The 19,966-nt window shown below is 68.4% G+C and carries 21 protein-coding genes; 7 read left to right on the top strand and 14 right to left on the bottom strand.

Translation table 11 applies throughout. The features are described 5' to 3' along the window. Nucleotides 1-92: 92 nt before the first annotated feature. Nucleotides 93-1,025 carry a carbohydrate kinase family protein gene (locus B9A95_RS20685; protein WP_084048999.1) on the bottom strand — a complete coding sequence of 311 codons (933 nt, stop codon included), beginning with the start codon at nucleotides 1,023-1,025 and terminating at the stop codon, nucleotides 93-95. A 157-nt stretch (nucleotides 1,026-1,182) separates the two neighbouring features. After that, nucleotides 1,183-2,043, bottom strand: coding sequence for a 16S rRNA (adenine(1518)-N(6)/adenine(1519)-N(6))-dimethyltransferase RsmA (gene rsmA / locus B9A95_RS20680; protein ID WP_084048998.1), 861 nt, complete (start codon nucleotides 2,041-2,043; stop codon nucleotides 1,183-1,185). Nucleotides 2,044-2,067: 24 nt separating this feature from the next. Between rsmA and B9A95_RS20675 the strand changes: the two genes are divergently transcribed. The 3 genes from B9A95_RS20675 to B9A95_RS20665 are packed head-to-tail and all read left to right on the top strand — an operon-like array spanning nucleotide 2,068 to nucleotide 5,143. Continuing rightward, nucleotides 2,068-2,922 (top strand): tetratricopeptide repeat protein, encoded by an 855-nt coding sequence (locus B9A95_RS20675; RefSeq protein WP_084048997.1) that lies wholly within the window; start codon nucleotides 2,068-2,070, stop codon nucleotides 2,920-2,922. Beyond that, nucleotides 2,919-4,397 carry an NAD(P)H-hydrate dehydratase gene (locus tag B9A95_RS20670; RefSeq protein ID WP_245808414.1) on the top strand — a complete coding sequence of 493 codons (1,479 nt, stop codon included), beginning with the start codon at nucleotides 2,919-2,921 and terminating at the stop codon, nucleotides 4,395-4,397. The genes B9A95_RS20675 and B9A95_RS20670 overlap by 4 nt, the downstream gene beginning before the upstream one ends. 17 nt (nucleotides 4,398-4,414) lie before the next feature. Next, complete coding sequence (locus tag B9A95_RS20665; RefSeq protein WP_084048996.1) at nucleotides 4,415-5,143, top strand: DUF4388 domain-containing protein; 729 nt, start codon at nucleotides 4,415-4,417, stop codon at nucleotides 5,141-5,143. 63 nt (nucleotides 5,144-5,206) lie between these two features. Here the strand turns inward: B9A95_RS20665 and B9A95_RS20660 are convergent, their stop codons facing one another. From B9A95_RS20660 to B9A95_RS20610, 11 genes are all read right to left on the bottom strand, one after another. Continuing rightward, nucleotides 5,207-7,300 carry an MDR family MFS transporter gene (locus tag B9A95_RS20660; RefSeq protein WP_084048995.1) on the bottom strand — a complete coding sequence of 698 codons (2,094 nt, stop codon included), beginning with the start codon at nucleotides 7,298-7,300 and terminating at the stop codon, nucleotides 5,207-5,209. Continuing rightward, nucleotides 7,297-7,800, bottom strand: coding sequence for a MarR family winged helix-turn-helix transcriptional regulator (locus B9A95_RS20655; RefSeq protein WP_084048994.1), 504 nt, complete (start codon nucleotides 7,798-7,800; stop codon nucleotides 7,297-7,299). Before B9A95_RS20655 ends, B9A95_RS20660 begins: the two co-directional genes overlap by 4 nt. Before the next feature lie 271 nt (nucleotides 7,801-8,071). Then, entirely contained in the window at nucleotides 8,072-8,923 is an 852-nt protein-coding gene (gene lysX / locus B9A95_RS20650) for a lysine biosynthesis protein LysX (RefSeq protein ID WP_084048993.1), read from the bottom strand. A gap of 78 nt (nucleotides 8,924-9,001) precedes the next feature. Then, nucleotides 9,002-9,175, bottom strand: a complete 174-nt coding sequence (gene lysW, locus B9A95_RS20645; protein WP_084048992.1) for a lysine biosynthesis protein LysW — start codon at nucleotides 9,173-9,175, stop codon at nucleotides 9,002-9,004. A 62-nt stretch (nucleotides 9,176-9,237) separates the two neighbouring features. Beyond that, nucleotides 9,238-9,570, bottom strand: a complete 333-nt coding sequence (locus B9A95_RS20640) for a hypothetical protein (protein WP_084048991.1) — start codon at nucleotides 9,568-9,570, stop codon at nucleotides 9,238-9,240. A 9-nt stretch (nucleotides 9,571-9,579) separates the two neighbouring features. Further along, complete coding sequence (locus B9A95_RS20635; RefSeq protein ID WP_084048990.1) at nucleotides 9,580-10,104, bottom strand: LeuD/DmdB family oxidoreductase small subunit; 525 nt, start codon at nucleotides 10,102-10,104, stop codon at nucleotides 9,580-9,582. Nucleotides 10,105-10,122: 18 nt separating this feature from the next. After that, nucleotides 10,123-10,419, bottom strand: a complete 297-nt coding sequence (locus B9A95_RS20630) for a hypothetical protein (RefSeq protein WP_084048989.1) — start codon at nucleotides 10,417-10,419, stop codon at nucleotides 10,123-10,125. Further along, nucleotides 10,416-11,684 carry a homoaconitate hydratase family protein gene (locus B9A95_RS20625; RefSeq protein ID WP_084048988.1) on the bottom strand — a complete coding sequence of 423 codons (1,269 nt, stop codon included), beginning with the start codon at nucleotides 11,682-11,684 and terminating at the stop codon, nucleotides 10,416-10,418. The genes B9A95_RS20630 and B9A95_RS20625 overlap by 4 nt, the downstream gene beginning before the upstream one ends. Before the next feature lie 284 nt (nucleotides 11,685-11,968). Next, the gene (locus tag B9A95_RS20620; protein WP_084048987.1) at nucleotides 11,969-13,501 is read right to left on the bottom strand and encodes a B12-binding domain-containing radical SAM protein; all 1,533 of its coding nucleotides are present in this window, start codon (nucleotides 13,499-13,501) and stop codon (nucleotides 11,969-11,971) included. 126 nt (nucleotides 13,502-13,627) lie between these two features. Then, nucleotides 13,628-14,299: a class I SAM-dependent methyltransferase gene (locus tag B9A95_RS20615; RefSeq protein ID WP_245808413.1), complete on the bottom strand. Its 672-nt coding sequence runs from the start codon at nucleotides 14,297-14,299 to the stop codon at nucleotides 13,628-13,630. A gap of 86 nt (nucleotides 14,300-14,385) precedes the next feature. Beyond that, nucleotides 14,386-14,613 (bottom strand): hypothetical protein, encoded by a 228-nt coding sequence (locus tag B9A95_RS20610; RefSeq protein WP_084048985.1) that lies wholly within the window; start codon nucleotides 14,611-14,613, stop codon nucleotides 14,386-14,388. Nucleotides 14,614-14,684: 71 nt separating this feature from the next. On the opposite strand from B9A95_RS20610, the gene B9A95_RS20605 reads away from it, so the two are divergent. Genes B9A95_RS20605 through B9A95_RS20590 form a run of 4 tightly spaced genes read left to right on the top strand, consistent with a single transcriptional unit; the run spans nucleotide 14,685 to nucleotide 18,493 of the window. Further along, nucleotides 14,685-16,229: an L-aspartate oxidase gene (locus B9A95_RS20605; protein ID WP_084048984.1), complete on the top strand. Its 1,545-nt coding sequence runs from the start codon at nucleotides 14,685-14,687 to the stop codon at nucleotides 16,227-16,229. A 30-nt stretch (nucleotides 16,230-16,259) separates the two neighbouring features. Continuing rightward, a complete protein-coding gene (gene nadC / locus B9A95_RS20600) occupies nucleotides 16,260-17,102 on the top strand; it encodes a carboxylating nicotinate-nucleotide diphosphorylase (protein WP_084048983.1) in 843 nt (280 codons plus the stop codon). Further along, a complete protein-coding gene (nadA, locus tag B9A95_RS20595; protein ID WP_084048982.1) occupies nucleotides 17,099-18,094 on the top strand; it encodes a quinolinate synthase NadA in 996 nt (331 codons plus the stop codon). The genes nadC and nadA overlap by 4 nt, the downstream gene beginning before the upstream one ends. Nucleotides 18,095-18,109: 15 nt before the next feature. After that, a complete protein-coding gene (locus B9A95_RS20590; RefSeq protein WP_212648358.1) occupies nucleotides 18,110-18,493 on the top strand; it encodes a cupin domain-containing protein in 384 nt (127 codons plus the stop codon). 118 nt (nucleotides 18,494-18,611) lie between these two features. Here the strand turns inward: B9A95_RS20590 and B9A95_RS20585 are convergent, their stop codons facing one another. Further along, on the bottom strand, nucleotides 18,612-19,892 hold the full coding sequence (locus tag B9A95_RS20585) for a S1C family serine protease (RefSeq protein WP_084048981.1): 1,281 nt from the start codon (nucleotides 19,890-19,892) through the stop codon (nucleotides 18,612-18,614). Between the last annotated feature and the right edge of the window lie 74 nt (nucleotides 19,893-19,966).

The following is a 19,966-nucleotide window of genomic DNA, read 5'->3' as shown; positions in this document are numbered from 1 at the left end:
AGGCAGAAGGGGGGGCGGAGGGCGGGGAGCAAAAACCACCCTTGAAGCGAAAACCCCGGCCTTCTCAGGCCGGGAACGGGACAACGGCGAACTCAGCGGGCGAGCGCCGCTTCGAGGTCAGCGGGGGTGATGGAGCGGGCCTGCGCGCCGACGCGGGTGGCAGCGAGGCCACCCGCGGCGTTGGCGATGCGGGCGGCCTGGGGCAAGGGCTGCCCCGTCAGGACGGCGTGGGCGAACGCGGCGGTGAAGGTGTCGCCGGCCCCCGTGCTGTCCACCACCTGGCCCTCGGGCTTGATCGCGTCCACAAGTTCGGTCTCGGTGGGCGTCCAGACGATGGAGCCCATGCGGCCCACCTTCACCACCACGCGCCGCGCGCCCGCTGCCCCGAGCTTGGCGAGTGCGGTGGAGATGCTGTTCGTGCCGGTCAGGGCGAGGAGTTCCTGCTGGTTAAGGGTGAGGTAGTCCGCCCCCGTCACGTTGGCGATGAGTTCGCCCCCCACCTTGTTCACGGCCCCCGTGCCGAGGTCGATAAAGACCGGCACCGGTTTCTTGGCCTTCTGCGCCATCTCGATCGCCTTGAGGGCGTACTCGCGCTGAGGCCCCTCGGTGAGGCTGTAGGCGCTGACGATCAGGGCGTCAGCGCCCTCAATGTCCTTTTTCTTGAGCTTGGCGGGGTCAAGCTGGCGGTTGGCAGCTCCGTGACTGATCATGGCGCGCTGGCCGTCGGGCGTCTGCATGACGGTGATGGTGCTGGTGAGCAGTTCGGGGTCCTGTTGAATCGCGGCCTGCGACACGCCGCTCTCGCGCACGCTGGCGAGGGCGTACTCTGCGAAGGGGTCGTCCCCCACCCGCGCGGCGAGCGTGACCGTGTGCCCGAGCCGGGCCAGGGTCACGCTGATGGTGCCGCCCGCACCGCCGGGCTGCATGGTGGCGCGCGTGGGGGCCACCTCCTCACCGGGTTCGGGGAGGCGGGAGAGGTGGTACAGATGATCGACGGTGACGTCACCGATGACGTAGAACTTCACGTGGGGAAACCTCCGGGCCGGAGAAAGCAGAACGGCCCTCGAATACGCCGTGGGGGCGGGAAGAAGTCAAATGGCGTCTGGACGGACAGGCCCTGAATGCGAGGCGTCCGCTCCCCGTCGGGGCAGGGCGCTCGCGGGGTCTGCGGGAGACGTGCCGCTAACGTATCACGCCGAGCACAGCGGCGACCCGCTGCAGGTCCGCCAGGGGCACGTCCTCGGCGCGCACATCGGAGCGCAGTCCTGCTTCCTGCAGGGCCTCACCGACGGCCTCGCCGTCCAGGCCACTCAGGCGCAGGTTGTTGCGCAGGGTCTTGCGGCGGTGGTGCAGCGCGGTCTCCACGAATTTCAGGAAGGCCGGGTCCGGCAGCGGGCGGGTGCGGTCGAAGTCCAGCCGCACCACGCTGCTCGTGACGTCGGGCGCGGGGAGGAAAGCCCCCTTGGGCACGTCGCGGATGTGCCGGACCGTTCCGTGCAGGGCGGCCAGGGCGCTGAGGAAACCGTAGTTGTCCTCGCCAGGGCGCGAGGCGAGGCGCTGACCCACTTCCTTCTGCACCAGGACTGTGGCCGACACCACGCCCGGCGCGTGCATGAAGCGCGAGAGCAGCACGCCGGTAATGTAGTAGGGCAGGTTGGCGATGACGCGGGTGCCCTCGGGAAGCGAGGCGTAGTCGAAGTCGAGGGCGTCGCCCCAGATCACGCGCACGTCCAGTCCGGCGAGCGTCTCGGACAGGACCGGCCTGAGCCGCTCGTCCTTCTCCAGGGCCGTAACCTGCGCGCCCCGGGAGGCGATCTCGCGGGTCAGCACACCCAGGCCAGGACCGATTTCCAGCACGGGCACGCCGGGCGCGGCCCCACCTGCCTCGGCGATGGCGCGCAGGATGTTGCCGTCGATCAGGAAGTTCTGCCCCAGGCTCTTGGTGGGTTTCAATCCGTGGCGGGCCAGCAGGTCGCGCACCCGGGTAGGCGAGTACAGGGGCAGCGTGGACGTGGGGAAATCGGTGGGGTCAGGGCGGGTCACAGAGCGCGTCAGTATACTCCGCCCATGACGGACCCCGGCCCCGCGACCCTCTCGACGCCCGACGCCCCGCTTAGGTGGGAGACCTTCGCCCGCACGGGCGAGTGGCGTCGGGCGCTGGCGACGGCGCGGCTCTCGGGTGTACGGCCCGAGGTAACGGACGTGCTGGAGGACGTGGTGAACGTGCAAGACGCCGTACGGGCACGCAAACTGCCCCAGGCGAAGCGGGTGGGGGCGGGGCTGCGCGAGGCCCTGGACCGGGCAGCGGAAGTGGGGCTGACCGGCGAGGCCGCGCTGCTGCGCTCGCTGCTGCGGCCCGGAACGCTGGAGGCAGCGCTCGCTGCGCTGGACGGTCTGGGGCGCGGCACGGGCGGAGAGACGGAACCGGAGGCGCTGCGCGTCCGTTTGGTCCCCGCGCTGGACCATCCCCTGACCCGGCCCGAGGCGCTGAACCTGTTGGGCGTGTTGCACGCGCTGCGCGAGGAAGCGGGCGAGGCCCGCGCCCTGTTCGGCGAAGCCGTGGCGGCGGACGCGGGGCACTACCGGGCCCTGACGAATCTGGGGAACTTGGAGTTGGAGGGGGGGAACCCAGCGGCGGCCGAGGCGCAGTACCGCGAGGCGCTGCGCCTGAATCCCGAGTACGACGGCGCGCACCACAACCTCGGTGTGGCGCTGCGGCGGCAGGGCAAGGTTCAAGAGTCGGTGGGGGCCATTCGCCGGGCCCAGCGCCTGAGCGTGCGGCGCGCGCAGGAGGACTCGCGCGAGGAGATGCGCGGCCGGGGCGGTGGGCTGGCGACCAATCCCCAGCTCGTGCGCTGGGTGCTGATCGCTGCCGGGGCGCTGGTGCTGTTCCTGCTGCTGCGGAGTGGGGGCGGCGCGTGACCGGGCAGGTCTTTTCCCCGGCTGGCCTGGGCGCCATCGACGCACGGCTCTCGGACGCCGGGCTGCTCGATGCGGCGATGGAGGAGGCGGGGCGGGCGGTGGCCGCCCAGGTGCAGGCCAACTTTGCGGGGCGGCGCGCGCTGCTGCTGGCGGGGGGCGGCGCAAACGGTGGTGACGCCCTCGTGGCCGCCCGGCTGCTGGCCGCGTGGGGCCACGAAGTTCGGGTGCTGGCCGCGCCGGCGCGGCATTTCCTGACGCGGCTCAACCGCCGGCGGCTGGGGGCGTTCGGCGTGAGGCCGCTGCCCCTGTCGGCGGGGGCGGTGACGCGGTGGGCGCGGGAAGCGGACGTGCTTGTGGACGGGTTGCTGGGCACGGGATTTACCCCTCCCCTGAGGGAGACACTGGCCGGGGTGGTGGAGGCGGTGAACGCGGCGGGGCGGCCCGTGGTGTCGATCGACCTGCCCAGTGGTCTGGACGCAGCGCGGGCGCAGGTGCCGGGGGCAGCGGTGCGGGCGGACCTCACGGTAACGCTGACCGGATGGAAAGTGGCCCTGCTGTTCGGCCCGGCGGCGCACCGGGCGGGCGAGGTGGTGGTCGCGCCGCTCACCTTGCCGCAGGAGTGGCGGCGGGCCGAGGCGCTGGCAGACTGTCCTGGGGACGCGGAGGTCGGGGCGCTGCTCCCGGTGCGCTTCCCTGACGCCCACAAGGGCACGGCCGGGCGCGTGTGGGTGATCGGCGGGCATCCGGGTACGGTAGGGGCGGCGGCGCTCGCGGGGCTGGGAGCGCTGCGGGCAGGAGCGGGACTCGTGACGGTCCACTCGGCGGCAGAGGTGCCGCTGATCACGCCCGAGCTGATGGTGCGGAGGCGTGCGGACCTGGGAACGGCGCTGTCCGAGGCATACGGAGCGGGGGCGCCGGACGCCGTGTGCCTGGGCATGGGCCTGGGACCGGACGCGGCCGCTCTCGCGCGGCAGGTGCTGGGCTGGGGCCGTTCCACCGTGCTGGACGCCGACGCCTTGCAGCCGGAGCTGGCGGGCGCGGGGCACGAACGCTGCGTGTGGACTCCACACCCCGGTGAGGCGGGGCGGCTGCTGGGCGTGAAGCCGGGCGAGGTGGCGGCAGACCCGCTCGCCGCCGCCCGGGCCCTGCGAGAACGCTTCGGCGGAGTCTTCGTCCTGAAGGGCGGACCGAGCGTCGTGGCGCACCCTGAAGGCCTGACCGTCAGCCGGGGCGGGCACCCGGGCATGGCGAGCGCAGGCATGGGCGATACGCTTTCAGGGGTGATCGCCGCGCTGATGGGACAGGGAATGACGGCCAGGGACGCGGCGGTAGCGGGGGTGCGGCTGCACGCGCGGGCGGGCGAACGGGCGGGAGCGCGGCACGGGTATGGGCTGATCGCCAGCGATGTCAGCGCTGAGCTGGGCGGCGCGTGGCGGGATCTGGCCGGTGCCTTTGCCGCCCGGGGCCGGGAATGATAGCCTGAACCCCACAGATGCAAGGACTCCTCTCCGACCTGCCCCTGATGGGGATTATGGAATTGGTGAACACCACCCGTCAGACCGGCGTGCTGGAGGTCCGGACCGAGGTCCCCTACTCGGTGGCCTTTTTGAACGGCGAGATCGTCGGCGGCGGCATTCTGGACTGGCTGGGGCTGGACGCCATCCACGCCAGTCCGCTGCTGCCCACCGAAGGAGAATTTGAGTTCCGCATGAGCAGCGTGACCGGGACCTCGCTGGGGCCGTACGACCACTTCACGACCGACTGGGCGCGCGCCTCGGACGAGTGGGACATGATTTGCGACGTGATCGGCAGCCCCAGCCGGGTCTACCGGGGAACACTCCCCCTGTTCGATGTGCCGGAGGGCCGCAGCGTGCGCGCCGCCACGAGAGAAGCCGAGCGGCCCCTGTTCGAGGTCGCGCAGACGCTGTCCGAGGCTGTGCGGGCGGGCCAGGCGGAGCCGACCGGAAAATTCGCGTGGCACAACCTGCGCCTGCGCGCGGGCACGACCCGGAGCACGCCTTCGCCCGTCGCCGCGGCCCTCGACGGCGAGCGCAACCTCGGTGACGTGATTGCCAGCGGCCTTCCCGAGGAGGACGTGCGGGCCCACATCGTGGCCGAGATCCGGGCCGGACTGCGTTTTCCGGGTACCGGCTGGGTGCTGCGCGACTTGGTATGGGAGCAGAAGTACCTGTCGAACGGCGGGGACCTGGATCTGGAATAAGTTGGGGACAGGAAGGAGGCGGGCGTGGAGCACATCCCACCCCGCCTCCTTTTCCGAATGTCCCTACACCTCGACGTGCGCTGGAGCCATCCGCTCGCCCGCCCTACGGGTGGGCATCTGAAGATTGGGCATCATCAGCGTGGCGAGGAAGGCCAGCACCGCGACGAGGATGGAGTAGCGGTAGATGCTGGAAATGGTGTTGGCGAAGGCGACCTTCTGGGCGCGGACGGCGACAAGGGCCAGCTGCTCACCATCGTTCACACCCGCCAGGGCAGCGTCCAGCGCCTTCTGCTGGGCCTGCCTGGACGCGGCCGCTCCGGCCGCGTCCAGGCCCCGCTTGATTCCGGCCAGTACCTGCGCGCGGGCCTGCGGGTTTTGCAGCGCCTGGGGCGGCAGCTGCGTGAGGCGGGCGCGCAGCTCGGCGGGCAGCCGCGGGTTGGCAGCCACGGCCGCGAGGCGGGCCGGCTGACCACTGTTCACGGCGGCGGCGATGGCGGCGTAGGTCTGGGCGAAGCCCGTGCGAACGGCAGCCCCAACACCGCCCGCAGGAACGTCGGCCAGGCGCTTACGGGCGTCGGCGGGCAGCGTGGTGTCGCTCCGAATGACCTGGACCGCTGCCGCGTCCCCGGTCTTGATTGCCCGGGTGACGTTTTGCCGCAGGGCCGCGAAGCTGGCCTTGATCTCGTCCGCCGTTTTCACCGCTGCGTTGCGGTCCTGCTTGGGGCCGCTCCCGCTGCGAATGTCTTCGCTGATCTTTTGCAGGGTGGTGGCGACCGTGCCCTGGTGGGCGGCGGCCTGCGCGGCGAACTCGGCGGCGAGGTTCTGGGTCAGGCCAGCAGTGAGCACCGCGCCGAAGATGGCGGTGCCCAGCGTGCTGCCCATTTGCTGGAAAAACTGCCCGGCACTGGTCGCCACGCCGATTTCCCAGGGCTTGACCGACAGCTGCAGGGCGGTGGTGTACAGCGGCAGCGCGGGACCCAGACCCAGGCCCAGCAGCACCATGCGCAGCACCACGCCGCTGTAAGGGCTGTCGGCATTCAGCGTGCTCAGGGCGTAAAAGCCCAGCGCCGCGGTGATGAGGCCGATCAGCATCAGCGGCTTGTAGCGGCCCATGCGGCTGGCGATCTGACCCGAGCCGATGGCCCCGACGATGATGCCCACCGTCAGCGGAATGGTGGCCGTGCCCGCCTTGGTGGCGGAAACGCCCTGCACGCGCACGAGATACAGGCTCAGAAACAAGATCGCGCCGAGAAAGCCCGCGCCGATCAGGAAGCGGGCCACCGCACCCCAGGCGAACGTCGGATTTTTAAAGAGGCTGAGGGGGAGGATGGGGCTGGCGTGACGGCCCTCCACAACCAGGAAGGCCAGCAGGCTGACCAGGCTCAGGCCGAACATCGAGAGCAGCGTCGGGCTGGTCCAAGCGTAATTGCCGTCCGCGCCCCAGGTCAGGGCGAGCAGCAGCGGCACCGTGAACAGCAGAATCAGGAACGCGCCCAGCCAGTCCACCTTGGCCTGCAGGCCGCTGGCCAGGCGGGGCATCTTGCTGGCGATGAAGGCCAGGGCAATGAGGCCGATGGGCAGGTTGACGTAGAAGACCCAGCGCCAGCTGGCATGGTCTGTCAGGAAGCCGCCCAGCAGCGGCCCGATCACGCTACTCAGCCCGAACACGGCCCCGAACAGACCCTGGTAGCGCGGCCGGTCCACCGGCTCGAACAGGTCCGCGATGATGGCGAAGGCCACCGAGCCCAGCGCCGCCGCGCCAACGCCCTGCAGGCCCCGGAACACCACGAGCTGCATCATGCCGCCGCCGAAGAGGTTGCCCAAAAAGGGCTCGCCCGAGAGGCCGCACAGGGCCGAACCCAGCAGGAAGATGACGATCCCGATCATGAGGATGGGCTTGCGCCCGTACAGGTCCGAGAGTTTGCCGTAGATCGGCACGAGCGCGGTGTTCGTGAGCAGGTAGGCGGTGGTGACCCACGAGTACAGCGACAGGCCGCTGAGTTCCTGGGTGATGCGCGGCAGGGCGGTGGAGACGATGGTCTGGTCGAGCGCGCTGAGAAACAGGCCCAGCAGCACGCCGAACAGGATCACCCGTTTGGTCTGCATATCCAGGGTCTGCGCGTAATTGATGCGCTCGGGAGGCGTGGGTGCGGTCATGCGTTCTCCTGGGAAGGGGCGAGATCGGTCAGAAGGTCGTGAATGGCGGTGGAGGCGGCGCGGACCTTCTCGGCGGGCACTGAGGACAGCGCCGAGACGTAGGCTTCGGTAAACTGCCCGTCCATGCGCGTCACGATATCGAGGCCCTGCGCGGTGGGCACCACCAGCTTCTCGCGGCGGTTGTCGGGGTTCTCGCGCCGTTCTGCCAGCCCCCGGCGCACCAGCCGCTCGACGAGGTGACTCGCGGCGGGGAGGCTCAGGCGGGCGCATTCGGACAGGGCCGTCACCGTCAGCGGAGCCCGGGCGCGCAGCTGATGCAGCGCCGCCATCTGCGTGAACGAGAGGTCGTGGTCCTGCAACTCGTCTTGCATATTCAGCAAGACCCTGCTGCTGATCAGCTTGTGCAGCCGGCGCATCTCCTGGCCGAGCTGCGCGGCGGCTTCGCGCGAGGCGCCTCCTTCTGAATGGGGAGCACGGGCCTGAGCATCGGCGTCCATCATAGTTGCAGGCTTAAAAGCATCTCATCCATAAGAAGGTATGGTGGGCAAAAAAGTGAAGCGTTTCAAGTCCCGCGGGCGCGGTAAGCCAGAAGGCGGAGGAAGAAACACCACGCCAGGACGGCGAGGAGGCGGGGTGCCCTGCCCTCCTCCGTGTGCCCGTGCCGAAAGGCGGAGCGGCGAGGACGGCTCGGGGAGACCGTGGCGCTGGCAAAGGGCTTGGAATGAAAGGGCGGAGGTCCTCAAGTTGAGGACCTCCGCAAAGGGAAAGAGGTTAACCGAGCAGACCCAGCGCGTACTCGCCCATCAGGCGGGGAATGTTCACGCCCGTGGTCGCCACGGAGTTCTTGAATTCCATCGTGTGGTTGATCTCGATGACGAGGAGACCGCGCTCGGGGTCCTCTACCAGATCAATCGCAACGATCTCGCCGTGAACGGCGGCCGCCGCCTGCTGTGCGAGGGCTGCGGTCTCGGGCGTGACCGGACAGTTGCTCGCCTTCGCTCCGCGCGCAGTGTTGGTGATCCAGTGCTCGGAGGTGCGGTAGATCGCACCGATGCACTCGCCCCCCACCACGAAGGCGCGGATATCGCGGTCCGGCTTGCGGATGAGCTCCTGCACGTAGAACACGCCGTGCTGCGGCCCACCCAGCACTTCCTTGTGCTCGATGACAGCCTCGGCCGCGTGGCGGTCGTTCAGGCGGCTGACCATCCGGCCCCACGAGCCCACCGTGGGCTTGAGGACCACCGGGTAGCCCATTTCCTCGATAAGGGTCAGTGCGGCTTCCCCATCGAAAGCAACGCCCGTGCGGGGCGTGGGCAACCCGGCGGCGGCGAGGCGGGCATTGGTGGCGAGCTTGTCGCCACACAGCTCAATCACGTGGCTGGGATTGACCACGCGCACGCCGAGGCCCTCCAGTGCGCGGGTGACGGCGTGCCCGCGAGACTGGCTGACGCAGCGTTCGAGGGCAACCTTCCAGGGCACGGCCGCGCGCCCCGCGTCATCAAAGGTCACGCGAAGCTGCGGCGTGTACACCTTGTCGTAGGGCACGCCAAGCCCATCAAGGGCCTCGAACAGCATTTTCTCGTCGGGGCGAATACGGTCGTAGAGAACGGCGAGGTCGGCCATAAGGCGTTGGAGAGCGGGCAAGCTTTCAGCGGTCGGCCGTCAGCTTTTGGAGCCGAAAGCTGACCGCTGAAGGCCGCCTTACTCCCCCCAGTCCTCCGCTTCTTGCGGCGCGGCTTCCAGGCGGGGCGGATCGACGGACACGACTTCGTACTCCACACCGGTCTCGTCGTCGATCACCAGTTCGCCGAGTTCGGGATCGGTCAGCTCGATGGTGGCTCCGGTGTCAGGGTTTTCAAATTGAATGACAGTCATGCTTATCTCCTTGCGAATGATAGGCTAACTCAACTTATGCTTAGCGTTCGTTCTTGTCTAGCCTATTCTGCTTCCTCGAATTCCAACTCAATGCGTGCCCTGCAGTGGGGGCAGGTCACGACGCTGACCTCCACGCCGTCGTGGCTCTGCACGGTTCCGGCAGCGGCGAGCATGTCCTCGGTCACGTCGAATTCCTCGCCGCAGTTGGGGCAGGTGGTCAGCACGCCGAGCAGTTCGAGTTCAAAGTCCTCGCCCTCGCCGCTGCGGGTGACTTCCATCTCGGCGTTGCAGGAGTCGCACACGATCACGTCGCCCACGTGCAGCTCTGCGCGGTCGGCGTCCGTAAGTTCCAGCACCTCCGCGCAAACGGGGCATTCGATTTCCAGGGTGGTCATGGGCTGATCTTAGCGGGCTTCTGGCATTTGCGTGGATTCGGGAACGGCCTCCCCCGGAAAGCGGCCATACTTCTTGAAGAAGGCCAGGATGCTGCCCTCGCGCAGGGCCTCGCGCAGGAACTCGGGTGGGGGCGGCAGCTGGAAGGTGTTTGCACCGCGTGTCAGCACGCCCGTCTCTACGTCCAGGCTTACCTCATCGCCGTCCTGCAGGACGTTCGTCAGGTCTGCCTCGAAGGCCGGGATGCCGAGGTTCAGCAGGTTGCGGTAGTGGATGCGGGCGAAAGAGGGCGCGACGATGCCGCCGATTCTCAGCTTTTTGAGGGCCTGCGGCGCGTACTCGCGGCTGGAGCCCAGGCCCCAGTTGCGGCCTCCCACCAGCACGTCGCCGGGCTGCACCTCGGCAGCGAACTCGGGGCGGATGTAGTGGAAGGCAAAGGTCTGGAACGCGTCCTCGCCTGCCATGAAGGGGGCAAATTTGCCTGGGAGGATGTCGTCGGTATTCACCGAGTCGCCGAATTTCCAGATTCTGGGCATAGGTCTTCTCCAGGTTCCTCAGCGGGCCAGATGGTATTGGGCACCCGCCAACAAGACGACTTGCACGGCACGGCCAAACCCGTGGGGGGCTTGCACGCGGAAATAGATTTCCCCTGCGTCACCCTCGGCGACAGCGGCGGCGAGCTTTCCCAGCGCAAACTCATAGAGGTGGCCCGAGCCGAAGTCGGCGTGCTCCAGCCCTCCCTCAACCTCCCCCTGCAGGGCGGCGTCCAGCTGCGTCTCGCCCACTGAGGCGAGCAGGGAAAGGCAGGCGGCGAGATTCTCCGGCCTGATCCGGCCTGTATGTTCGCTCAAGCCACCACCCCGGCCACATCCTCCGGCAGCGCAATTCGCCCCATGACTGCCGTCGCTGCCGCTACCGCAGGCGAGGCCAGATACACCTGCGCGTCCTTGTCGCCCATGCGGCCTATAAAATTGCGGTTGGAGGTGGACACGCACACCTCACCCGGCGCGAGCACACCCTGGTGTCGTCCCATACACGGGCCGCAGCCGGGCGTGCCCAGCGCGGCGCCCGCCCGCTGGAGGGTGAGCAGCGTGCCGTCTTCCATCGCGGCCTCCATCACCTCGCTGCTGGCGGGAATAACGAGGAGACGGGTGCCGGGATTCACGCGGCGGCCCTTCAGGACGGCGGCGGCGGCGTGCAGGTCCTCCAAGCGGCCATTGGTGCAGGTGCCGATAAAGACCTGATCCACCTTCAGGCCGCGCAGCGCTGCGACGTCGTGAACGTTGTCGACTTCGCTGGGCGCACTCATGCGGGGGCGCAGGGCCGTGAGATCAATGTCGACCTCGCGCACGTACGCTGCCCCGGGATCGGGGTAGACCCATTCGGGCACGTCGTAGCCGTAGGCAGTCAGGATTTCTCCACCGGGGACCACGAGGCCCGCCTTGGCGCCGGCCTCCACGCACAGGTTCGCCAGCGTCATGCGCTCGCCGCGGGTAAAGCGGTCGCCGGCGTGCATCTCGATGCTCTGGTAGGTGGCCCCGTCTGCTCCCAGAACGCGAATCATTTCCAGAGCGGCGTCCTTGGCCGTGACGCTGGGCTGGAGTTCGCCCGTGAACGTCACCTTGACGCTCTCGGGGACCTTCAGCCACGTTTTGCCACTCGCGGCGGCGAGGGCGATGTCGGTGGCTCCCATGCCGGTGCCGAACGCAGCCACGGCGCCGTAAGTGGTGGAGTGGCTGTCACTCCCCAGCACGATCCAACCGGGCTGGGCAAGGCGCTCTTCCGTCAGGACCTGGTGGCAGATGCCCCGTCCCACGTCGAAGAGGCGCACGCCCGTGTTCGCCGCGTACTCGCGCGCTTCCTTCTGCGCTTGCGCCACGCTCACGGTAGAGGCGGGAGCCACGTGGTCGATCACGATGGAGACGCGCTCAGGGTACCTGGGTACAGCGGCGAGGTCGCGTTCCATGCGCTCGATAAAGCTCTGGGCAATGGAGTCCACCACCATCACCTGATCCACGTCCACAACGGCGAGGTCTCCGGCATACACGGCTTTTGTGCCGCGCCGGGTCAGAATCTTTTCCGCCATTGTCTGTGGGCGGGGGAGGGAAGAAATCATATCCCCGCATTCTCGCGCGATTCGGAGACAGCGGTATGAGGTTGAATGCTCAAAGTGGGAACGGAGCTGGCATCTGCCAGGTGAAGAAGCGCAGCGTCCAGAACAAAGAGCGGAGGCCGGAGTTCTTGTGCCCCCGGCCTGCTGCGCTCCACCTTCTGCTTTCTAGAACATTTGTCCGAATGGCGCCGCGCGCGGAAGGGCACCCCTCACGGCGCCATTCTCCCCCATACGCACTCAAGTTCGCCCTGCGCGGTCAAAAAGAAGTCCGCACCTTGACGCATGCTCTAGACCGCCAGCCCCTCGGCGTGGGCGCTGACCTCCCGCGCCTCGTACTGCCCGGGCGGCAGGCTGATGGCGGGCGTGTTGATCTCGAACTCGTCACGCCAGCCCACCTCGTCCAGCGCCTTTTTCCAAGCGCCGATGCTCTCGTTGCGGTAGATCTTGTAGGCGGCCATGCCCACTTCGGGGCCGCCGCGCGCCACCACGCTTTCCACCCAGGCCCACTTGGCAGACACGTTGCGGAGTTCGGCGGTGGTCCGCAGCTCCTTCTGGATGCGCTTGAGGCGGCGCTCGATGGTCTGCACCCCCGCAAAGGGGTCCGCGAAATGCGGCGTGTGCCGCTTGGGTACGAAGGGGCTGATGCCCAGGGCGACGCGGTTGATCTGCGCCAGTTCCTTGGTAAAGGAGATCAGCTCGGTGATGTCGTCGTCGTTCTCCGGCCCGAGGCCGATCATCATGTAGACCTTGATGCCCTTGAAGCCGAGGTCACGGCTGATGTGCGCGGTCTTGAGCAGGTCTTCGGTCGTGATGCCCTTTTTCAACCAGCGGCGCAACCTCTCGCTCGGCGCGTCCGAGGCCACCGTAAAGGTTCGCAGGCCGCCCGCCTTGAGAATCTCGGCGAGCTCGGCGTCCACCGTGTCGGCACGGATGCTGCTCACACCGAGCTTGATGCCCCGGTCCGTGAGGGTGCGCCCCACGTACTTGGTGTGCGGGAAGTCGGACAGGGCCGCGCCCACCAGGCCCACCTTTTCCACCCAGTCTGGAATCACGTCGAGCAGTTCCTGCGCCTGGTTGTTGCGGTTGGGGCCGTACATGGTCCGCGCAAGGCAGAAGGTGCAGGGGCGGGGGCAACCGCGCTGGGCCTCCACCAAGAACATGTTGGACAGTTCCGAGTGGGGCGTGACGATCTGCGAGTACGCGGGCAGCAGTTCCTTGGGCGCGGTGGCCCAGGTGGGCTCGTGGACGTGGCGGGCAGGCAGAAAGATGCCGGGCATCCCGTCCACAAGGTCGTAGAACTCCTCGCGGGTGCTGGACTCGCGCAGGGCCTCCGACACCACGGGCACGATCTGCTCGCCGTCGCCGATCACGATCACGTCGGCAAAGGGCGTCAGCGGATAGGGGTTCGACGACGTGAACGGCCCGCCGATCATCACGACGGGATCGCTGTCGCTGCGTTCCTCACGCAGAGGCCGCATTCCGGCCACGTCCAGCATGCGGATGATGTTGGTGAGGTCCAGCTCGAAAGACACGCTGAGGGCGAACAGTTCACAGTCGCCCGCTGCGCGGCCCGATTCGACGGTGGGGAGGGCCTGACCGGTACGTTCAAAGGCGTCCACATCGTCGGGCAGGAAGGCCCGCTCGCAGGCGACGCCCTCTTCGAGGTTGAACATGCGGTAGATGACCTGATACCCCAGGGACGCCATGCCCACGGAGTAGCGGTTGGGAAAGCCCAGCGTGACGCGGATGGGGGCCTGTTTGAACAGGGTGCCTGTTTCCGCGTCCAGCAGAGGCTTGATATCGGTGCGCCAGTAACTCAAGAATCCTCCATGCGGGCGGCGCTGGAGGCTCCTTTATGTCAGGGGCGAGGCTCAGCGCGCGTCACAGCCCGTTATTTTAGCCCAAAGTGTTGCCTGAATTGAAGCGGGCGTCACGGGCCCGGACCGTCAGCTTGGCCGTCCCAGGTAGGCATGGGCGCGGTAGTGGAGCGTGACGGTGCCGTCCTCCTGATGGAGACCGAACACTCCGTCCAGCGCCCGCGCCAGCGCCGGAAAGTCGGGCGAGGTGGGCGAGGGCAGGTAGCTCACGCTGGCGGCGAGGGCGTGGAGCCGCTCGCGGGTCAGGGTCAGGGGATTGCCGAAGGCGACGTGCTCGAAGCCACCGGGCAGCAACTGGGCCAGTTCGGGACTGGGCGCGCGGGAGACGGCTTCCGGCATCCCAGACTGAAAGCGGCGCACCACCTCACCGTAAGCGAGGTTGAAGGGCACGTCCTCGCCGCGCCAGTCGTTCCAGACGAGGAGGACGAGGCCGCCAGGACAGAGGATGCGGCCGAACTCCCGCAGGGTGGGCTCGGGTGCGAACCAGTGGGCAGCCTGCGCGGCGGTGATGAGGGCAACGCTGGCGCTGGGCAGGCCGGTGGCCTCACTGGTGCCGTCCACAACGCTTAGGCGGCCCGACTCCAACTCCGGCCGCAGCGCTTCTTCCAGCCGGGCACGCATTTCGGGATTCGGCTCGATGGCATGTACCCCCGCACCCCGACTCAGGAGCAACCGGGTAAAGAGACCTGTTCCCGCCCCAATGTCGGCCACCGGGCCGAGCAGAAGGCCACGTTCCGACATCCACTCTCCGAGGGCCGGCGGGTAGGACGGGCGGGCGGCCGCATAGACTCCAGCGCGGCCCAGGAAACGGTCCGGCGCACGCATGCTCACGCCCGGCCGCCCCGCCCTGGACGCCACGCGCTGGCAATGAAGTAGGTCAGCCCGCCGAACAGCCCGGTCACGAGCAGGTAGCCCAGCAGCCGGGTCAGCACACCCGCCGTGCCCACCACAAAGGCCCCCAGGCCTACCAGCAACTGCCCCGCCAGCCACACGAAGGCCAGCGCCGTGAGGGCCAGCAGGGCCACGCCAGCCAGGGCGAGGAGCACACGCGTCATGGGAGGAGTGTAGCAGGGGGCAGTAGACCTCTCCCCCATCCACCTCTCCCGGCTGCACTACCCTTTTCCCCGTGAAGACGGTGGAAGCGGAGTTGCTCGTCATCGGGGGCGGCGTGGCCGGGGCGTATGCGGCCCTCACGGCGCGCAGTTACGGAGCGGATGTGGTGCTGGCGTGCAAGACGGCGCTGCCGGACGGTTCGACCCGCTGGGCGCAGGGAGGCGTCGCCGCACCGCTGGAAGCCGGGGACGAGGCGGCGCACGCGCTGGACACCCAGAAGGCTGGACGCGGCCTGTGCGAACCGGAGGCGGTGTCGGCCTTCGTGGGCGAAGCGCGGGCCCATGTGGAGACGCTGCGCGACCTGGGCGTGGCGTTTTCGCCCCACGGCACCCTGGAAGGTGGGCACAGCCGCCCCCGTATCCGCCACACGGGGGACGCGACGGGGCACGCCATCAGTGTGGCGCTGGGAACAGCGCTGCGGGCGGGCGAGGGACGGGGGCTGCGGCTGATGGAAGGAGCGTTTGCACGGACGCTGCGGGTGTCGGGCGGAACGGTGGTGGGAGCGGAGTTGCTGACGGCAGGCGGCCACATACGCGTCGTTGCGGGCGCTGTCCTGCTGGCGAGCGGAGGCTTTGGCCGCCTCTTCCCGGTGACGACCGCCCCGCCGGAGGGCACGGGCGACGGCCTCGCGCTGGCGTACCGGGCAGGCGCGGCCCTGCGCGACCTGGAGTTCGTGCAGTTCCACCCAACGGCGGTGGTGGCCGATGGGGCTGCGCACCTGGTGACGGAAGCGGCGCGTGGAGAGGGGGGCGCGCTGCTCAATGCCCACGGCGAGCGCTTTATGGAGCGGTACGACGTGGCCCTCGAACTCGCCCCGCGCGACGTGGTGGCCCGCGCCATCGCCGCCGAAATCCACTCGACGGGGCAGGTGTGGCTGGACCTGCGGCACCTGGGAGCGGACTTTGTGCACGCCCGTTTTCCCACCATCACGGCCACGCTGCGCCGGCTGGGCCTGGACCTGGGGCGGGACCTCATTCCCGTCCAGCCCGCCGTGCATTACACAATGGGCGGCGTGCAGACGGACGCGCACGGACGGACCACCCTGCCCGGTCTGTACGCGGCGGGCGAGGTGGCGTCCAGTGGGTTACACGGCGCAAACCGCCTGGCGAGCAACAGCCTGTCCGAGGGGCTGGTGTTCGGGGCGCGGGCCGCGCGGGCGGCACTGGCGGAAGGGCACCTGCCGCTGAATGCGGGTGAAGCGGTGCCCGCACCGGGAGCGGAACCCACTGGATGGGGGCCGTTGAGGGCGCGAATAGGCCGGGGGGCCGGACTGCGGCGAGACGCAGCGGGGTTACGGGCGGCCCTGAGGGGCTGGGGCCCCTCGCCCACTTCCGGAGAAACGCGCGCTGACCTGGAAGCCGCCAACCTCGCCCTCATCGGCGAACTCGTCCTCAAGGCGGCCCTCGCGCGCGAGGAGTCGCGCGGGGGGCACTTCCGCACCGACTTTCCGCAGGAGGGGGTGGGCGTCCATACCGTTCAGCAACTGGACCGCGACGCGGGCAGAGACACCCTCCATCACGTCCCCGTGGGAGCACGCGTGCTAAGGTTCAGCGCGTGATTTTGCTCACGGGTTGGACGGGAGAAGACCTTGCTTAGCCTGGATGAGCGGCTGCGCACCGCTCTGGCCGAGGACATCGGGCGCGGAGACGCCACCACCCTCGCCACCATTGCGCCGGAGCAGACGGCGCGGGCCGAGTTCCTGCTGAAGGAGCCGGGGGTGCTGAGCGGACTGGAGGTGGCGGTGCGGGTCTTTGCCCTCCTTGATCCAGCCGTGCGCGTGGAGTGGGCGGCACAGGACGGCGAGCCACGCGAGCGCGGCGTCATCGGCACCGTGGCCGGCCCCGCCCGCAGTCTCCTCACAGGCGAGCGGGTGGCGCTGAACCTGCTGCAACGCCTCTCGGGAGTCGCCACCTTCACGCGCCGACATGTCGAGGCGGTGGCCGGAAGCAAGGCGCGCGTGCTGGACACCCGCAAGACCACGCCCCTGTGGCGCGATCTGGAAAAGTCCGCCGTCGCCCACGGTGGAGGGATCAACCACCGCTTCGGGCTGGACGACGGCATTCTGATCAAGGACAACCACATTGCGGCGGCGGGGGGTATCACGGCAGCGCTGAAACGGGCCCGGAACCACAGCTACCTGCTGAAGGTGCTGTGCGAGGTGGAGGACCTGGCTGGCCTGGAAGAAGCCCTGCGGGCCGGAGCGGACCGCATCTTGCTGGACAACATGACCGATGACCTGCTGGCAGAAGCCGTGCGGGTCCGGGACCGCCTGGCCCCACAGGTGACGCTGGAGGCAAGCGGCAACATGACGCTCTCGCGCCTGCCCCGCGTGGCCGCCACGGGCGTGGACTTCGTGAGCGTCGGGGCGCTGACACACTCGGCCCCCGCCCTTGACATCAGCCTCAACCTGACCCTGGAGAACGAAGCATGACCGGTACTCGCCCCGTCGTCCCCCCCGCCCAGATTCCGCACCGGGACCTGTTGCAACTGCAAGTTCTGCCCGACGAGAACCAAATCCGCGCCGATATTGAACGGTTGCGGAAGGAAAAAAACGCCGTCATCCTCGCCCACAACTACCAACGGCCTGAGGTCCAGGGAATTGCCGATTTCGTGGGCGACTCGCTGGGGCTGTCGCGTCAGGCGGCCAAGACGGACGCCGAAGTGATTGTGTTCGCCGGGGTGCATTTCATGGCCGAGACGGCGGCAATCCTCAATCCGCAGAAAGTGGTGCTGCTGCCGGACCTCCGCGCGGGCTGCTCGCTGGCCGATACGTTAACGGCCCAGGGCGTCCGCGACTGGAAGGCCCGCAACCCTGGCGGTCTGGTGGTCACCTACGTGAACACCACCGCCGACGTGAAGGCCGAGTCGGACTACTGCTGCACGAGCGGAAACGCGGTGCAGGTGGTTCAGAGCCTGCCGGAGGACACCCCGGTCCTGTTCGCGCCGGACCGCTTCCTCGCCGCGCATGTCATCCGCGAAACCGGACGGCAGATGGACGTGTGGGACGGAGCCTGCCACGTCCACGAGGCCATCCGCCCCGAGGACATCCAGGGCCAGCAGGCGGCGTATCCCGGCGCCGAACTGCTCATTCACCCCGAATGCGGCTGCTCCACCCGGGTGCTGTCGGCCATTCCCGGGTTGCAGCTCTATTCGACGGAAGGCATGATTCACCGCGCCCAGGCGAGCGACGCGCAGACCTTTATCGTTGTGACGGAGACGGGGATGGTCACCCGCCTCGAAAAGGACGTTCCCGGCAAGACCTTCGTGCCTGTCAGCCGCACCGCCTGCTGCGAGTACATGAAGATGATCACGCTGGAAAACATCCGGGACAGCCTCCAGAACCTTCAGCCGCGCGTGACGGTGCCGGGAGCCATCCGCGAGCGGGCGCTGGTGCCCATCGAGCGGATGCTGGCGATTGGCTGAGCGGTAGAGTGGAGCGTGACCCAGCCCCTGAACGTCATTTCCCTCGCCCAGAAATTCGCCCTGATTGGAGACCACTGGAACCCGCGCGTCGTGGGCGAGCTGGGCGATCAGTACGTCAAGCTCGCCAAGTTTGCGGGCGAGTTCATGTGGCACCACCACGAGAAAGAGGACGAGCTCTTCCTCGTGGTGCGCGGGCAGATGCGCATGGGCCTGCGCGATCCCGACGAGCGGGAAGTGATTGTGGGCGAGGGCGAGATTCTGATCGTGCCCCGGGGGGTGGAGCACCGGCCCGCTGCCGTGGGAGAGGAAGCGTGGATTCTGATGCTGGAGCCCAAAACCACGCTCAACACGGGAGCGGAACGCAACGAACGGACGCGGGAGGGGTTGGCCTGGATATGAGGGGAACGCGCGGGGGCGTCGAGGGTCAAACCGGTTGACCTGTCCGAAAAGAGGAGCGTGTCGGGAAGCCCCAAACCACGCCCCTCTTTTCGCTGACTTCTAAAGGCCTACGGCTCCCTCAGTTCTGCCCACTCGGAAACGCGAACGGCTGCAGCTTGACCGTCACCTCACGCGCCTTGCCGTCTCGCAGCACGGTCAGGCGCAGCGTGTCACCCAGACGCTTGCCGATCACGGTCCGGGGCAGGTCACTGCCATCGCTGAGCGGCTGGCCGTCCACGGCGGTGATGATGTCACCGCCCACCTTGAGGGCGTCCTGACCATTGCTGCCCGGCTCATCCGTGATGGTGGCGCTGCCCTGAAGCCCCGCCTGCGCGGCCGGGCTCCCCGCCACCACCTGCTCCACGAGCGCGCCGGTCTCGGGGAGCCCGTACTTCTGGCGCTGCTCGCCGGTCAGGCCGCCCAGATCGAGGAAACGGATGCCCAGCGTGGGCGCCTTGACCTCGCCACCCGCCCGAAGCTGGGGCAGCAGCCTCTTGACGGTGTTCACGGGGATGGCGAAGCCCACGCCCGCGCTCTGGCCACTGCCGCCCGTCAGAATTTGGGTGTTCACGCCAATGACCTGTCCAGCGCTGTTGAGCAGCGGACCGCCGGAGTTGCCGGGGTTGATCGCCGCGTCGGTCTGGATGGCGCTCTGAGACACGCCCCTGTTGCCGATGGGCACCGTGCGCTCCAGGCTGCTGATGATGCCCTCGGACACGCTGAAGTCCAGGCCAAAAGGGGCCCCCATCGCCACGGCCTTGAGCCCCACGTCGAGTTGCGACGAGTCCCCCAGAGGGATGGGCTGGACGGCGCCTTTGGGCAGCCCCTCCGCGCGGATGAGGGCGAGGTCAAAGTCGGGGGCGCGGCCGATGACCTTGGCCTTGTAGGTCTTCTTGTTGCCGTGCAGGCGGATGGTGATCTCGCTGGCTCCCTCCACCACATGGTTGTTGGTGATGATGTCGCCCCTGTCGTCCACGAAAAAGCCGCTGCCGGTGCCCTGCTGAACGCTTCCGCCGTCGCCCTGGCCTTCGGGCAGGGGCATATTGAAGCCGAACTGGTCTTGCAGCCGCTTCTGCATCTCGGACAGGTCACCGCTCGCCGCGGCCTTTTCCGTCACGCTGACGTATACCAGACCGTTCTGCCGGTCCTTGACCACCTGCACGGTGTTCGCCTCGGACTCGGTACGGGCGCGGCCCGAGTCAAAAGCGTTGACGGCGGGCGCGGCAGCCGGGGTGGACGTGGCCGCGGCGGGAGCGGTGGTGGCCACCTGGGCGCTGGAATGCTCGGACAGCTCGACGCCCGCAAAGACCCCGAGGGCGAGGGTGCCCGTCAGGGCGAGCAGAGAGAGGTTCTTCTTCATGGCCGCAGTGTGCGGCCAGCCGGTTACATGGGGGTTAAAGACAAGCGGAGGGCGGAGAGCACACGGCATGCTGC

Source organism: Deinococcus hopiensis KR-140 (genome assembly GCF_900176165.1).
Taxonomy (GTDB): domain Bacteria; phylum Deinococcota; class Deinococci; order Deinococcales; family Deinococcaceae; genus Deinococcus; species Deinococcus hopiensis.
Note: the sequence above shows the minus strand (reverse complement) of the source record. Positions and strands in the feature narration are given on the sequence as shown.

What these genes read in the sequence shown, in the direction of transcription:
- B9A95_RS20675 (WP_084048997.1), top strand. Translation starts at nt 2,068, where the DNA reads ATGACGGACCCCGGCCCCGCGACCCTCTCGACGCCCGACGCCCCGCTT.
- B9A95_RS20665 (WP_084048996.1), top strand. Translation starts at nt 4,415, where the DNA reads ATGCAAGGACTCCTCTCCGACCTGCCCCTGATGGGGATTATGGAATTG.
- B9A95_RS20660 (WP_084048995.1), bottom strand. Translation starts at nt 7,300, where the DNA reads ATGACCGCACCCACGCCTCCCGAGCGCATCAATTACGCGCAGACCCTG.
- B9A95_RS20655 (WP_084048994.1), bottom strand. Translation starts at nt 7,800, where the DNA reads ATGATGGACGCCGATGCTCAGGCCCGTGCTCCCCATTCAGAAGGAGGC.
- lysX (WP_084048993.1), bottom strand. Translation starts at nt 8,923, where the DNA reads ATGGCCGACCTCGCCGTTCTCTACGACCGTATTCGCCCCGACGAGAAA.
- lysW (WP_084048992.1), bottom strand. Translation starts at nt 9,175, where the DNA reads ATGACTGTCATTCAATTTGAAAACCCTGACACCGGAGCCACCATCGAG.
- B9A95_RS20640 (WP_084048991.1), bottom strand. Translation starts at nt 9,570, where the DNA reads ATGACCACCCTGGAAATCGAATGCCCCGTTTGCGCGGAGGTGCTGGAA.
- B9A95_RS20635 (WP_084048990.1), bottom strand. Translation starts at nt 10,104, where the DNA reads ATGCCCAGAATCTGGAAATTCGGCGACTCGGTGAATACCGACGACATC.
- B9A95_RS20625 (WP_084048988.1), bottom strand. Translation starts at nt 11,684, where the DNA reads ATGATTTCTTCCCTCCCCCGCCCACAGACAATGGCGGAAAAGATTCTG.
- B9A95_RS20615 (WP_245808413.1), bottom strand. Translation starts at nt 14,299, where the DNA reads ATGTCGGAACGTGGCCTTCTGCTCGGCCCGGTGGCCGACATTGGGGCG.
- B9A95_RS20610 (WP_084048985.1), bottom strand. Translation starts at nt 14,613, where the DNA reads ATGACGCGTGTGCTCCTCGCCCTGGCTGGCGTGGCCCTGCTGGCCCTC.
- nadA (WP_084048982.1), top strand. Translation starts at nt 17,099, where the DNA reads ATGACCGGTACTCGCCCCGTCGTCCCCCCCGCCCAGATTCCGCACCGG.
- B9A95_RS20585 (WP_084048981.1), bottom strand. Translation starts at nt 19,892, where the DNA reads ATGAAGAAGAACCTCTCTCTGCTCGCCCTGACGGGCACCCTCGCCCTC.